The sequence below is a fragment of the Streptomyces sp. NPDC006739 genome (assembly GCF_042869815.1).
GTDB lineage: Bacteria > Actinomycetota > Actinomycetes > Streptomycetales > Streptomycetaceae > Streptomyces.
Map to the genome: position 1 here is coordinate 578,177 of NZ_JBIAGM010000001.1, position 14,295 is coordinate 592,471.

At 72.4% G+C, this 14,295-nt stretch carries 9 protein-coding genes; 2 read left to right on the forward strand and 7 right to left on the reverse strand.

The window, feature by feature from the left end:
* Positions 1-173: 173 nt before the first annotated feature.
* From ACFYMM_RS02650 to ACFYMM_RS02660, 3 genes are all read right to left on the reverse strand, one after another.
* A complete protein-coding gene (locus ACFYMM_RS02650; RefSeq protein WP_388383077.1) occupies positions 174-2,921 on the reverse strand; it encodes a protein kinase in 2,748 nt (915 codons plus the stop codon).
* Between the two features lie 167 nt (positions 2,922-3,088).
* Complete coding sequence (locus ACFYMM_RS02655) at positions 3,089-5,248, reverse strand: serine/threonine-protein kinase (protein WP_388383078.1); 2,160 nt, start codon at positions 5,246-5,248, stop codon at positions 3,089-3,091.
* Between the two features lie 84 nt (positions 5,249-5,332).
* Complete coding sequence (locus ACFYMM_RS02660; RefSeq protein ID WP_388383080.1) at positions 5,333-7,042, reverse strand: glycerol-3-phosphate dehydrogenase/oxidase; 1,710 nt, start codon at positions 7,040-7,042, stop codon at positions 5,333-5,335.
* 292 nt (positions 7,043-7,334) lie between these two features.
* Between ACFYMM_RS02660 and ACFYMM_RS02665 the strand changes: the two genes are divergently transcribed.
* Together ACFYMM_RS02665 and ACFYMM_RS02670 are read left to right on the forward strand one after the other, a co-directional pair.
* Positions 7,335-8,543: a nucleotide sugar dehydrogenase gene (locus tag ACFYMM_RS02665; protein WP_388383081.1), complete on the forward strand. Its 1,209-nt coding sequence runs from the start codon at positions 7,335-7,337 to the stop codon at positions 8,541-8,543.
* 139 nt (positions 8,544-8,682) lie between these two features.
* Positions 8,683-9,249, forward strand: coding sequence for a hypothetical protein (locus ACFYMM_RS02670; protein WP_388383083.1), 567 nt, complete (start codon positions 8,683-8,685; stop codon positions 9,247-9,249).
* 295 nt (positions 9,250-9,544) lie between these two features.
* Here the strand turns inward: ACFYMM_RS02670 and ACFYMM_RS02675 are convergent, their stop codons facing one another.
* From ACFYMM_RS02675 to ACFYMM_RS02690, 4 genes are all read right to left on the reverse strand, one after another.
* Positions 9,545-10,669, reverse strand: a complete 1,125-nt coding sequence (locus tag ACFYMM_RS02675) for a GuaB3 family IMP dehydrogenase-related protein (RefSeq protein ID WP_388383085.1) — start codon at positions 10,667-10,669, stop codon at positions 9,545-9,547.
* A 119-nt stretch (positions 10,670-10,788) separates the two neighbouring features.
* On the reverse strand, positions 10,789-12,291 hold the full coding sequence (gene guaB, locus ACFYMM_RS02680; protein WP_388383087.1) for an IMP dehydrogenase: 1,503 nt from the start codon (positions 12,289-12,291) through the stop codon (positions 10,789-10,791).
* Between the two features lie 163 nt (positions 12,292-12,454).
* Positions 12,455-13,042 (reverse strand): sigma-70 family RNA polymerase sigma factor, encoded by a 588-nt coding sequence (locus tag ACFYMM_RS02685; protein ID WP_030345526.1) that lies wholly within the window; start codon positions 13,040-13,042, stop codon positions 12,455-12,457.
* A 278-nt stretch (positions 13,043-13,320) separates the two neighbouring features.
* Positions 13,321-13,932: a response regulator transcription factor gene (locus tag ACFYMM_RS02690; protein WP_003948568.1), complete on the reverse strand. Its 612-nt coding sequence runs from the start codon at positions 13,930-13,932 to the stop codon at positions 13,321-13,323.
* Positions 13,933-14,295: the final 363 nt, after the last annotated feature.

The following is a 14,295-nucleotide window of genomic DNA, read 5'->3' on the forward strand; positions in this document are numbered from 1 at the left end:
TGATTCACGTTGCCCCGCAATGCTCTTGTCAGGGTCAGACTAAGGACCGGTCTGCCGACAGGGAACCAGCGGGGTGCCAAGGAAACCGCACTGTGACGGTTTTCGCTCTTGCGGGCAACTGGGAACCAAATCGGGAGGGCGGTCGCTCGGCGCGCCGGTGTGCGTTCCGCCGCTCAGCCGGTGTACGCGTAGGTCGCCGACGCCTGTTCGTACAGCCGCGTCACCTCGTCGCGCTGCGCCTCCGGGCCACGGACCTGCACGATGTGGTAGCGGCCCGAGATCAGGATCGCGACGTTGCGTACGAAAAGGTCCCGGCCCTGGCCGTCGGTCCAGGTGAACTGGCCCTCGGCCATGGTCCGTTGGCCCACCTGGATGGTGCGCAGGCCGGTCGCGGTGGCCCAGCTGGAGTCGCGGTAGGGCCGCAGTTCGCTCTCCTTGTCCCGCTGGTAGGCCATCGGGTCACCGCCGTACGTGGACGCGCTGTCCCGCCCGGGTACGACGATGAGCTGGAAGTCGCCGTGCGTGTAGACGACCTCGCCGTCGCCGTTCTTCGGCGTGCGGCTCCAGCCCTTGGCGACGGCGACCTGGAATCCCTCCGGGTCCTTGCGCAGGGTGAAACCGTCGGCGACGGCGGGGCCGCCCGCGGTCTGCGTCTCGGTGGCGGGCGCGGAACCGGAGCCGGACGCGGACGGGCTGGTGTCCGGCGAACTCGCCCCGGCGGACGGGCTGTCGCTGGTGCGCGGCGCCTGGCCGGCCTCTCCGGCGGCTCCGGTGCGGTCACCGCCCGCCGCGCCGTCGCCGCCCTGCTTCGGCATGAAGAGCATGGCGTAGGCGATGGCACCGGCCAGCAGGAGCAGTATCAGCAGGAGCAGGATGCGGCCGAGGCTGCGCGGGGATCCGGCCTCCTGCCTGGCCCGCTTGTGCCGGCCGTGCGCACTGGTGGCGGGCAGCCCGGCCCGGCGCCTGCGCACCAGTTCGCCGCGCCGCCGGACGATCGGCAGCCGGCGCGGATCGGTGGGCGGGGCGGGTACGACGTGCGTGCCGGCGTCCGGCTCGGGCGCCGAGCGCACGAGTGAGCGCAGCCAGCCGCCCAGCTCCTCGAAGTCCAGCCGGTCGGTGGGGTCCTGGCGCAGCAGCGACTCCACGACCGGCCTGAGCGGCCCGCACTCCTCCGCGAACGCGGGCGGCTCCGCGCAGACCAGCTGCACCAGCTCGGCCGTCGACTCCTCGGGGTAGGGCGCGTGGCCCTGTACGGCGCGGAAGAGCAGCGCGCCCAGCGCCCACAGGTCGGTGGCGGGTCCGATCGGGGCGGCCAGCTGCCAGTTCTCGTGCACGGGCACGGCCTGCTCGGGCGCCCAGCGTTCGGTCACCGGCCCGACCACGGTCATCCGCACCTGGCGGGCGCGTTCGGCGGCGAGTGCGGTGGCGGGCCCGCGCCGGGGGGCGCCGCCCGCCGGCCCGTCGTCCCAGCGGGCGGCGGGACGAGAACCCGATGCTGACGTGCCGGTCGCGGGGACGGGTACGGCGCCCAGGGCGTGGGAGCCGCCGTTGGCCACCGCCGGCCCGCCACCGGGCCCGGCCGGGGGAAGGGCCGTCCGCCGCGGACCCTGCCCCAACGCCTCGGGCCCGCCCTGCGTCTGGGACGGCCGCGGCGAGGCACCGTGCCAGTGCCCGGGCCGCCCCCCGTACGCCCCGGCCGCCGGCCCCGGAGGCACGCCACCCGACCGCTCGCCCCCCTGCCCCGGCACATACGGCGACTGCCCCGCGCCGTTCGCCTGCCCGGCACCGCCCTCGCCCTCCGGCCGCACCCCGTATCCACTGTCACCCTCCGGGCCCACCCCGTACGGGTTGCCCGCCCGCCCCGGACGCGCGCCCCCGGACCGCTCGCCGGCCGCCGGCGCGTACGGCGACTGCCCCGCGCCGTTCGCCTGCCCGGCACCGCCCTCGCCCTCCGGGGCCGGGCGGGCGCCGGGCAGGGCCGCCCGTCCGGTCTGCTGGGCTTCCTGCACTCGGGCCGCGGCACGGGCGCCCGCACGGTACGCGGCGATCGCGCCGGCCCGGGCGGCGCGAATGTCAGCGTCGCCCTCCAGGGCGCGCGGCGCCGGCGCCCCACTGGCCGGGACCGGGCGTGCCTCCACGCCAGCCGCCCGCGCCTGGATGGCGGCCCGCCGGGCCGCCTCCGGGTCCGCACCCCCGGGTGCGCCGACGGCACCGGCCGGGCCGCGTCCACCGCCCGGTCCCGGCGAACCGGCGGAGCCACCCGGCCGCGCACCGGCCTCCTCGGCATCCCCGTCCGGGTCCTGGGCCGGCACCGGGTCGTACCCGGACAGTGCCTCCTCCGCCGCCCCGACCGCGAGGCCGGTCAGCATGACGCGGCCGTCGTCGCAGACCAGGACCGTGCGGGCGGTGATGTTGCGGTGCACCCAGCCATGGGCGTGCAGCACCCGCAGCGCCATGAGCACGTCGGAGGCGACCTCGGCCGCCCGGTACGGCGTCAGCGGCTGCTCGGCCAGCAGCGCGGACAGCGGGCGCGCGGCCACGAACTCGCTCACTATCCACAGTGACCCGCCCTCGGCGAACACGTCGAAGACCTGGTCGAGCCGTGGGTGGTCGGGGATGCGGGCCGCCGCCTGCGCTGCCTCGACCGCCCGCCGCACGGCCGGGTCGGCGGGCCGTCGGGTGGCGTTCCGGCCGGCCGGGTTCCGCCCCGTCGAGCGCTCACGGGCCGTGAACCCCTCCGGCAGCCCCTCAGCGTCGAGCACCTCCGCCTCGACGACCTCCGGCAACGGCACCTGCCGCACCAGCACTTCCTGCCCGCTGTAGGTGTCGAAGGCGCGGCTCTCGGTGAGTTCGTACTCGTCCGAGGGCGGCAGCGGCAGGCGGTAGCGGTCGGCGAGTACCCGACCCGCATAGTCGTCCACGTTGCCTCCCCCGGCCGGCCGGCTGGTCAAATCCGTTCTCGTTACGCCCCGTTCCGTATCCATACCTAGATGCGTACGGTCCGCAACCACTCACGATACGTGCCGGAGGCAACCTGCATTGAGGGGATGACAGATTCTCGCTCCCCGGGACCCCGCGCCGGCCCGGCTCAGCCCTTCGGCCGGAACGACCCCGTCAGCGTCGCCCAGGTGTCCTTGCGCAGCTCACCGTCCCAGTCGGCGGCCTTCGCGGTGTACATCAGCGCGTAACCGAGATGGCTGTTGACGACGAACCCCCGGTCGATGGTCCGGTACGCGGTGCCGCCGTCGGTGTAGGTGAACTCCCAGTCCGCGGTGTTCCAGCCGCGGTAGTCGACCCGCTCGATGCGGATCCGCCGGTACTGGGAACGCACCATGTAGCCTTCCTGGTTCTTCCAGTCCGCCACCGGGTCGTCCTTGGGCGTGCTGGTCCAGGCGATGAGCAGCTTCTGCCCGTCGGGGCCGGTGTACCGGTCCCCGGCCGCATCGGTGGACTGGTACTTCCAGCCCTTGGGCAGCCCGATGGAGTACCCCTGGCCCGATGTGCGCGTCGACTCCGCCGGCGCGCTCCCGCCGGAACCCGAGGACCCAGAGCCGCCGGCGGCGGCCCCGCTAGCGCTGGTGCTCGCGTCGCTGCCGTTCGCCGTACCGCCCGGCGCCGTACCGGACGCCGTGCCACCGTCCGTACTGGCGCCGCCGCTCCTGTCCTGCTTGGGGGAGGCGCCCGCCCGCGCGCTCGCCGCCGCCTTGGCGCCGCCGTTGTTCCCGCCGCCCTTGGAGCCGCTGTCGCCGCCCCCGAACACGAGGGCCAGTACGGTGCCGATCACCGCGAGCGCGACCACCACGGCGATGATCACCAGGGTCCGCTTCGGCACCACGTCGGTCAGCGGGGCCCTCGGCACGGACCGCGGCGGCAGGTCCGGCGGTGTCATCACGGGCCAGCCAGAACTCGGCTTGCGCGGGCCGCTGTTGGACGGCGCCGACGACGACGCCGGTCCGGCCGACGGGCCGGCGGCCGGTGCGGGGACCGGCTTCGGCGGCGGGACGGGCCGGTCCGGCGCCCCGGCGCGCTGCGCCCCGACGGAGCCGGAAAGAGCGCTGCCGGTGCCGCCCTTGGTCCCGCCCTTGGAACCGGCGCCGACGGCGCCCGCGCCTCCGGTACCGGCCGTGCCCCCGGAAGCCGGGGCCGCCTGGCCGGCACCGCCCTCGGCGCTCCGGCCACCGCTGCCGCTGCCGCCGCTCTTGGTCCGGGTCGCCGCGGCCGCCGAGGCCACCCCGGCGGCCTTGCGCACGGAACGCAGCGCACCGCGCAGCTTCTCCCCGGCCTCCTCGCCCCGCTTGCCCGCGGCACCGCCCTCGCCGTCGCCCTCGGGTCCGGGCTGCGCCGGCAGCGGAACGACCCGCGTGGCGTCCATCGGCTCCGGCTCGGGCGCGTGGATCACCGAGTTGAGCAGGGCCCGCGCGCCGGCGTCGTCGAGCCGCTTCGCCGGGTCCTTGTTGAGCAGCCCGTAGATGACGTCCCGCAGGGGGCCCGCGTTCTTGGGCTCCTCCAGGGGCTCGGTCATCACGGCGGTCAGCGTGGCGATCGCCGACCCCTTGTCGTACGGCGGAGTGCCCTCGACCGACGCGTACAGCAGCCCGCCCAGCGACCACAGGTCGGCGGCGGGGCCGGGCTTGTGGCCGCGGGCCCGCTCCGGGGAGATGTAGGAGGGGGCGCCGACCAGCATGCCGGTGGAGGTGATGGACGGGTCGCCCTCGACCTGGGCGATGCCGAAGTCGGTGAGCACGACCCGGCCGTCCTCGGAGATCAGCACGTTGGACGGCTTCACGTCACGGTGCAGGATGCCCTCGCGGTGCGCCGAGCGCAGCACGTCGAGGACGGCGAGCCCGACCTCGGCGGCGCGCCTCGGCTGCAGCAGGCCGTCCTCCCGGATGACCTCGGCCAGGGACTTGCCCTCCACCAGCTCCATGACGATCCACGGCCGGTCGTCCTCCTCGACGACGTCGAAGACCGTCACCGCGCTGTTGTTGCGGATCCGGGCGATCGCCTTGGCCTCGCGCAGGGTGCGCGTGATCAGGCGCCGCTTCTCCTCCTCGTCGATGTTCGACGGGAACCGCAACTCCTTGACGGCGACCGTCCGTCCGAGGGTCTCGTCCTCCGCACGCCACACCGTGCCCATGCCGCCCCGGCCGAGCACGTCCCCCAGCCGGTACCGCCCGGCGAGAAGACGCTCGCTCTTGTCCTGACGAGTCCCCTGACGGGATGTCGCCGCCCGCTCCGCCTCCGACATGCGTCCCCTCATGCAACCCGCCCTGACAGAGCCTCCATTGTCCCTCACCCGACAAGTGGTCAACGCCCTGGGGGCCCGGTCACCTCAACTCAGCGGCACGATGTCCGGCGCCCCCAGCCGAGCGGCGTCCGCCGTCAGGTCGTCCGGCTGGCGCTGCGACTCCCGCTCGGCCTCCACCCGCTTCTCGTAGTGCTCCACCTCGCGCTCGATCTGGTCCTTGTCCCAGCCGAGGACCGGAGCCATCAGTTCGGCGGCCTCACGGGCGCTGCGGGTGCCCCGGTCGAAGGTCTCTATGGAGATACGGGTGCGGCGGGTCAGCACGTCGTCCAGGTGCCGGGCGCCCTCGTGGGAGGCGGCGTACACGATCTCGGCGCGCAGATAGTCGTCGGCGGCCTGCAGCGGCTCGCCCAGCGTCGGGTCGGCGGCGATGACGTCGAGGACCTCCTCGGCCATCGAGCCGTACCGGTTCAGCAGGTGCTCCACGCGGACCACGTGCAGTCCGGTGCGGGCGGCGATCCGCGCCCGCGCGTTCCACATCGCCCGGTAGCCCTCCGCGCCGAGCAGCGGGATCTCCTCGGTGACGCAGTCGGCGACCCGCATGTCGAGGCCGTGCACCGCCTCGTCGACCGCGTCCTTGGCCATCACCCGGTACGTCGTGTACTTGCCGCCCGCCACGACCACCAGCCCCGGTGCCGGATGCGCCACCGTGTGCTCGCGCGACAGCTTGCTGGTGGCGTCGGACTCACCGGCCAGCAGCGGCCGCAGCCCCGCGTACACGCCCTGTACGTCGTCGCGGGTCAGCGGCACCGCGAGGACCGAGTTGACGTGCTCCAGCAGATAGTCGATGTCGGCGCTGGAGGCGGCCGGGTGGGCCTTGTCGAGGTCCCAGTCGGTGTCGGTCGTACCGACGATCCAGTGCCGGCCCCAGGGGATGACGAACAGCACGGACTTCTCGGTGCGCAGGATCAGACCGGTGGTGGAGTGGATGCGGTCCTTGGGCACGACCAGGTGGATGCCCTTGGAGGCGCGGACGTGGAACTGGCCGCGCTCGCCCACCATGGACTGCGTGTCGTCGGTCCACACGCCGGTGGCGTTGACGACCTGCTGGGCGCGGATCTCGTACTCCCCGCCGCCCTCCACGTCCTGCACCCTCGCCCCGACGACCCGTTCGCCCTCGCGCAGGAAGCCGGTCACCCGCGCGCGGTTGGCCGCCTTCGCTCCGTACGACACCGCCGTGCGCACCAGGGTCGCCACGTAGCGGGCGTCGTCCATCTGGGCGTCGTAGTACTGCAACGCGCCTACCAGGGCGTCCTTGCGCAGGGCGGGGGCGACGCGCAGCGCGTGACGACGGGTCAGGTGCCGGTGCACCGGCAGGCCGCGGCCGTGGCCCCGGGCCATCGACATGGCGTCGTAGAGCGCGACGCCCGAGCCGGCGTACAGGCGCTCCCAGCCCTTGTGCTGGAGCGGGTAGAGGAAGGGAACCGGCTTCACCAGGTGCGGGGCCAGCCGCTCCAGCAGCAGGCCACGTTCCTTGAGCGCCTCCCGGACGAGGGCGAAGTCGAGCATCTCCAGATAGCGCAGGCCGCCGTGGACGAGCTTGCTGGACCTGCTGGAGGTGCCCGAGGCCCAGTCGCGGGCCTCGACCAGACCGGTGGACAGACCACGGGTGACCGCGTCCAGCGCGGTGCCCGCACCGACCACGCCACCGCCGACCACCAGCACGTCCAGTTCGCGCTCCGCCATCGCCGCCAGTGAACCGGCCCGCTGCTCCGGTCCCAGAGTCGCTGTCCTCACCGCTGCCTCCCGCTGTCGCCATCCCGCTCGCCTCGGCCGCACCCGGTGGGCGAAGCCCGGTTCATCCCCTCCTCCTGCCCAAATTCTGACCGGGTTGCCCGACTTCAGCCACCACTGGCTCCCGGCCTGTGGACAACGGGCACGTGACCAACGGAAGACCACAGGAAGACACACGAAAACAATCCCGCATCACGGTCATATTTACTCCTAGTGTGACATTGCGCTCGACCGTGCTGTCCACAGGGCTTGCGCATCTGTCCCGCTTCGGTTACTGGGAAGGACGGCCCACGCCATGCCCGCAGACCTCGCCGTCATCGGACTCGGTCCCTACGGCCTGCCCCTGGCCCAGGCCGCCGTAGCCGCCGGCTTCGCCACGGTCGGCTACGCCACCGGCCACGAGTCGGTCTCGCTCAGCCCGGCCGAGCTGCGCCGGATGCACAAGGCCGGTTTCCGGCCGGTCACCGACCCGGCCCAGCTGGGCCGGGTGCGCACGGCCGTGATCTGCGCGCCGACCCCGCGCGGCGCGGACGGCGGACCCGACCTGGGCCAGTTGGAGGCGGCCGCCCGCACCCTCGCCGAGCGGTTGCGCCCGCACACCACGGTGATCCTGGAGTCGCCCGTGCACCCCGGCACCACCGAGGAGCTGCTGCGGCCCCTGCTGGAGGAGGGCTCGGGGCTGCGCGCCGGCCGCGACTTCCACCTCGCCTACTCGCCCAGCCGCATCGACCCCGGCAACCGCGACTTCACGCCGTCGAACACGCCCAAGGTCATCGGCGGCCTCACCCCCGCCTGCACCGAGTCGGCCGCCGCCTTCTACGGGCGGCTCACCGACAAGGTGGTCCGCGCGCGCGGGCTGCGCGAGGCGGAGACCGTGCAGCTCCTGGAGACCAACTACCGGCACGTCAACATCGCGCTGGTCAACGAAATGGCCGTCCTCTGCCACGACTTGGGCGTGGACCTGTGGGACGTCATCCGCTGCGCGGAGACGAAACCGTTCGGCTTCCAGGCCTTCCGGCCCGGCCCCGGGGTCGGCGGCCACGGCGCCGCGCAGGACCTGGCCGGCCACGGCAACCGGCCGCTGCGCATGGTGGAGCTGGCCCAGCAGGTCAACCACCGCATGCCCCACTACGTCGTCCAGCGGGCCGGCGCCCTGCTCAACGAGCACGGCAAGTCCGCCCGGGGCGCGCGCGTGCTGCTGCTCGGCGTCACCTACAAGGCCGACCTCGCCGACCAGCAGGGCACCCCCGCCCAGGAGATCGCGATCCGGCTGCTGGAGCTGGGCGCCTCGGTCAGCTACCACGATCCCCACGTGGCCGCCTGGAGCGTCCTGGACCGACCCGTACCGCGCGCGGACTCCCTCTACGAGGCGGCCGCGGACGCCGACCTGACGATCCTGCTCCAGCAGCACCGGACGTACGACCTGCAAGGGCTGTCGGTGAAGGCGCAACTGCTGCTGGACACCCGGGGAGCCACGCCGACGGGGGCCGCGCACCGGCTCTGAGCGGAAATCGCCCGGGGCGTTGTCGGTGGCGACTGTTACTCTCCCCCCACTTGTCGCACACGGCACACACGCCGTACACACCGTGCGCACAGCCGCCGCTCAGCAACCAGTTGTGTCACCACACGGGGGGATTCCTGTCATGAGCCAGTCAGCACCGCCACCGCAGCAGTCGGCCCAGGCCCAGCAGCCGGCCCAGGCGCCGCAGCCGTTCCCGGCGCAGCAGCAGCCCGCCGGTCCGCCCGGGCTGCCGCCGTACGCGCAGCCGGGTTCCGTGCCGCCGCCCGTGGCGCCGCCCGCGCCGCCCAGGAACAACCTCGTCCTCGGACTGATCGCCGCCGTCGCCGCCGCCCTGGTCGCGGCCGCTCTCTACGGTGTGGTCATCGGCGTCACCAAGCACGAGATCGGCTGGGCGGCCGTCGGCGTCGGCCTCGTCATCGGCGTCGCCGCGGGCAAGGCGGGCGGCCGCAACCCGGCCCTCGCGATCACCGCCGTCGTCCTCGCCCTGGGCTCGGTCTACCTCGGCCAGCTGGTGGGCGAGGCCATGATCGGCGCCAAGGAGACCGGACTGAGCTTCGCCCAGGTCTTCTTCGACCACTTCGACGTGGTCCAGAAGGCCTGGAAGGACGAGGCCGACCCGCTGACCTTCGTCTTCTTCGGCATCGCCGGCTACGCCGCGTTCTCCGGCACCAGCAAGGCCGCGCGGTAACGGCGACGGTCGCGGACGCGAACGGGCCGGCCCCTCCGTGAGGGGCCGGCCCTTCGCCGTGACGGCGGACCTAGTGCTGTGGCCGGAAAGGTCTGCCGAGAAGCTCGCGGCGTCCGGTGCTGGGGGCACCTCCCACGCCGTTCAGGCAGTAGAAGAGCCTCGCAAGGCGGAGCGTCGCCCGCGTACTGGATGTACTCGGGTGATGCGACAACGCGGCGTGGGGGTACCCCCGGCCGAAGGCTGGGGGAGTGCCGTGCCGGGCGTCGCGAGCCGGTGAACCTTTCCGGTCGCAGCACTAGCGGCTGTGCTGGCTGTCCGCCACCGTCACCTCGACCCGCTGGAACTCCTTCAGTTCGCTGTAGCCGGTGGTGGCCATGGCGCGGCGCAGGGCGCCGAAGAAGTTCATCGAGCCGTCGGGGGTGTGGGACGGGCCGGTGAGGATCTCCTCGATGGTGCCGACCGTGCCGAGGTCGACCTTCTTGCCGCGCGGCAGCTCCTCGTTGACGGCCTCCATGCCCCAGTGGTGGCCCTTGCCCGGAGCGTCCGTAGCGCGCGCGAGCGGGGAGCCCATCATCACCGAGTCGGCGCCGCAGGCGATCGCCTTGGGCAGGTCGCCGGACCAGCCGACGCCGCCATCCGCGATCACGTGCACGTACCGGCCGCCGGACTCGTCCATGTAGTCACGGCGGGCAGCCGCCACGTCGGCCACCGCCGTGGCCATCGGCACCTGGATGCCGAGCACGTTGCGCGTGGTGTGCGCGGCGCCGCCGCCGAAGCCCACCAGGACGCCCGCCGCGCCGGTGCGCATCAGGTGCAGCGCGGCCGTGTAGGTGGCGCAGCCGCCGACGATCACCGGGACGTCGAGTTCGTAGATGAACTGCTTCAGGTTGAGCGGCTCGTGCGCGCCGGAGACGTGCTCCGCCGAGACCGTCGTACCGCGGATGACGAAGATGTCCACGCCAGCGTCCACGACCGCCTTGGAGAACTGCGCCGTGCGCTGCGGGGAGAGCGCGGCAGCCGTGACCACCCCGGAGTCGCGCACCTCCTTGATGCGCGCGCCGATCAGCTCCTCCTTGATGGGGGCGGAGTAGATCTCCTGGAGGCGGCGGGTGGCCGTGTCCGCGTCCAGCTCGACGATCTCGTCGAGCAGCGGCTGCGGGTCCTCGTGGCGGGTCCAGAGGCCTTCCAGGTTCAGTACACCCAGGCCGCCCAGCTCGCCGATGCGGATCGCGGTGGCCGGGGAGACGACCGAGTCCATGGGAGCGGCGAGGAACGGCAGCTCGAACCGGTAGGCGTCGATCTGCCAGGCGATCGAGACCTCCTTCGGGTCCCGCGTACGGCGGCTGGGGACGACGGCGATGTCGTCGAAGGCGTACGCCCGGCGGCCGCGCTTGCCGCGCCCGATCTCGATCTCAGTCACGATGTGTGGCCTTTCCCTGATGCGTCTCAGCGTCTTCCAGTATCGCCGACGGGCACGACGAGGGCGGCCCCGGTTGCTCCGGAGCCGCCCTCGATCGTCTGCACGCGCGCGCGTGCAGACTACTTTCGGCTGTAGTTCGGCGCCTCGACCGTCATCTGGATGTCGTGCGGGTGGCTCTCCTTGAGGCCCGCCGAGGTGATGCGGACGAAGCGGCCCTTGGACTCCATCTCCTCGATGGTGGCCGCGCCCACATAGCCCATGGTCTGGCGCAGGCCGCCGACGAGCTGGTGCAGGACGCTGGACAGCGGGCCGCGGTAGGGCACCTGACCCTCGATGCCCTCGGGCACGAGCTTGTCGTCCGAGGAGACCTCGCCCTGGAAGTAGCGGTCCTTCGAGTACGACTTCGCCTGGCCGCGGGACTGCATCGCGCCGAGCGAGCCCATGCCGCGGTACGACTTGAACTGCTTGCCGTTGATGAACTGCAGCTCTCCGGGCGACTCCTCGCAGCCCGCGAGCAGCGAGCCGAGCATCACCGTGTCGGCGCCGGCCGCGAGGGCCTTGCCGATGTCGCCGGAGTACTGCAGACCGCCGTCACCGATCAGCGGGATGCCCGCCGGACGGGCCGCGAGGGAGGCCTCGTAGATGGCGGTGACCTGCGGGACGCCGATGCCGGCGACGACACGGGTCGTACAGATGGAGCCGGGGCCCACGCCCACCTTGATGCCGTCGACACCGGCGTCGATGAGGGCCTGCGCACCGTCGCGGGTGGCGACGTTGCCGCCGATCACGTCGACGGAGACGCTCGACTTGATCTTCGACATCCAGCTGAGGGCGTTGCTGTTGTGGCCGTGCGAGGTGTCGACGACCAGGAAGTCCACGCCGGCCTCGGCGAGGGCCTGGGCACGCTCCAGTGCCTCGGGGCTGGCGCCCACGGCCGCGCCGACGAGCAGCCGGCCCTCCGCGTCCTTGGCCGCGTTGGGGTACTTCTCGGCCTTGACGAAGTCCTTGACCGTGATGAGGCCCTTGAGGACACCCGCGTCGTCGACCAGGGGGAGCTTCTCGATCTTGTGGCGGCGCAGCAGCTCCATGGCGTCCGTGCCGGAGATGCCGACCTTGCCGGTAACCAGCGGCATCGGCGTCATGACCTCGCGGACCTGACGGGTGCGGTCGGTCTCGAAGGCCATGTCGCGGTTGGTGACGATGCCGAGCAGCTTGCCGGCCGGGTCGGTGACCGGGACACCGCTGATGCGGAACTTGGCGCACAGGGCGTCCGCCTCGGCGAGCGTGGCCTCGGGGTGCACCGTGATGGGGTCGGTGACCATGCCGGACTCGGACCGCTTGACCAGGTCGACCTGGTTGACCTGGTCCTCGACGGAGAGGTTGCGGTGCAGCACGCCCACGCCGCCCAGCCGGGCCATCGCGATGGCCATGCGGGACTCGGTCACCTTGTCCATCGCCGCGGAGAGCAGCGGGATGTTGACCCGGACGTTGCGGGAGATGCGGGACGAGGTGTCGACCGCGTTGGGGAGCACTTCCGATGCACCCGGCAGCAGCAGCACGTCGTCGTAGGTCAGCCCGAGTGTCGCGAATTTACCGGGCACTCCGTCGACGTTGGCAGTCATGACACCTTCCCCAAATGGCCTTGATCGGTGCGGATGTCCATGCTAACGGGAAGCACGGCCGTCACATTCCACGATCGTCCACGGTCAGGGACGGCTCCGGCCTCGTATGTTCGTACGGAAACGGGGCGGTGCCTGTTCAGGGAAGGCGCTCACCGCACGGATGTCACTGCTCCGCCAGGGCTCTGAGCCGGCTCAGCGCCCGGTGCTGGGCCACCCTGACCGCGCCGGGTGACATTCCCAACATCTGACCGGTTTCCTCTGCCGTCAACCCCACGGCGATCCTCAGCAACAGCAGTTCCCGCTGGTTCTCGGGCAGGTTGGCCAGCAGTTTCTTGGCCCACTCGGCGTCGCTGCTGAGCAGGGCGCGCTCCTCGGGGCCGAGCGAGTCGTCCGGCCGCTCCGGCATCTCGTCCGAGGGGACGGCCGTGGAGCCGGGGTGTCGCATCGCGGCCCGCTGGAGGTCGGCGACCTTGTGCGAGGCGATGGCGAAGACGAACGCCTCGAAGGGCCGGCCGGTGTCCCGGTAGCGGGGCAGGGCCAGCAGGACGGCGACGCAGACCTCCTGGGCGAGGTCCTCCACGAAGTGGCGCGCGTCGCCCGGGAGCCGGGAGAGCCTGGTCCGGCAGTAGCGCAGCGCCAACGGGTGGACATGGGCGAGCAGGTCGTGCGTGGCCTGCTCGTCCCCGTCGACGGCTCGGTGCACGAGCGCACCGAACGCCCCTGGGGCCGTGCCCGCCTCGTCGTCGCGCATCGGTCCATGGTGCCTTGCGGCCGTCCGGTCCGTCGCATCGTGCCCGTGGTTGTGCACCGAAGCGTTATGAGCAGGTGCGCCGGCACTCATCCCCTGCGCCCTCCCCTTCCGCTCGATCGACTCGTCCCCGAGAGACTCCACACCTCAAGGATGCGGCATCGGCGACGAAACGAGCAGCGGCCCTCGGGCGGCCCTGGTTGCCGACCCCGCCCACCATCGGGTAGGCGGGGAACGCCGAGCCGGCCGGGCCGTTCCGCTCCCCCGCTGCGGTCCACTCCCTACCGGACCAGTCCCCAGCGGAACCCGAGCGCCACCGCGTGCGCGCGGTCCGAGGCGCCGAGCTTCTTGAACAGGCGTCGGGCGTGGGTCTTGACGGTGTCCTCGGAGAGGAACAGCTCGCGGCCGATCTCGGCGTTGGAGCGGCCGTGGCTCATGCCTTCGAGGACCTGGATCTCGCGCGCCGTGAGCGTGGGCGCGGCGCCCATCTCGGCGGAGCGCAGCCGGCGCGGTGCCAGCCGCCAGGTCGGGTCGGCGAGCGCCTGGGTCACCGTGGCGCGCAGCTCCGCGCGGGAGGCGTCCTTGTGCAGGTAGCCCCGGGCGCCGGCGGCGACCGCGAGGGCCACGCCGTCGAGGTCCTCGGCGACGGTGAGCATGATGATGCGCGCGCCGGGGTCTGCCGACAGCAGCCGGCGCACTGTCTCGACGCCACCCAGTCCGGGCATGCGCACGTCCATCAGGATGAGGTCCGAGCGGTCGGCGCCCCAGCGGCGGAGGACTTCCTCGCCGTTGGCCGCCGTCGTCACACGCTCGACGCCGGGCACGGTCGCGACCGCGCGGCGCAGCGCCTCTCGGGCAAGCGGGGAGTCGTCGCAGACGAGGACGGATGTCATGACCGCCCTCCGCAGCTGATGCGCGTCACCTTGAGCCTCCAGGCTGGTACGGAATCGTCACCTGTGCGGTCGAACGTCTCGGACGCCTGCCCGAGCGCTTGTGCTTTCAACCGCCTCCGCACTCTCAACGACGGTCACTCGAAAGAGTTACGGGCCCGCGTGCCGTCTTCGGCACTCTACGTGAGGGCGCGCACACGGTGCAGACACGGTCGTCAGACCCTCAACTTTTCATCACAACCTATGCCCCATTTAGCGCCTTTTCTTCCCGTTTCTCAGTGTCTGGAGCTAGATTCGCAATGAGTCATATTTTCATCTCCTTAGACCGGAACCTGTACGGTCATTGGCACCGTATCCGCCCAGAAC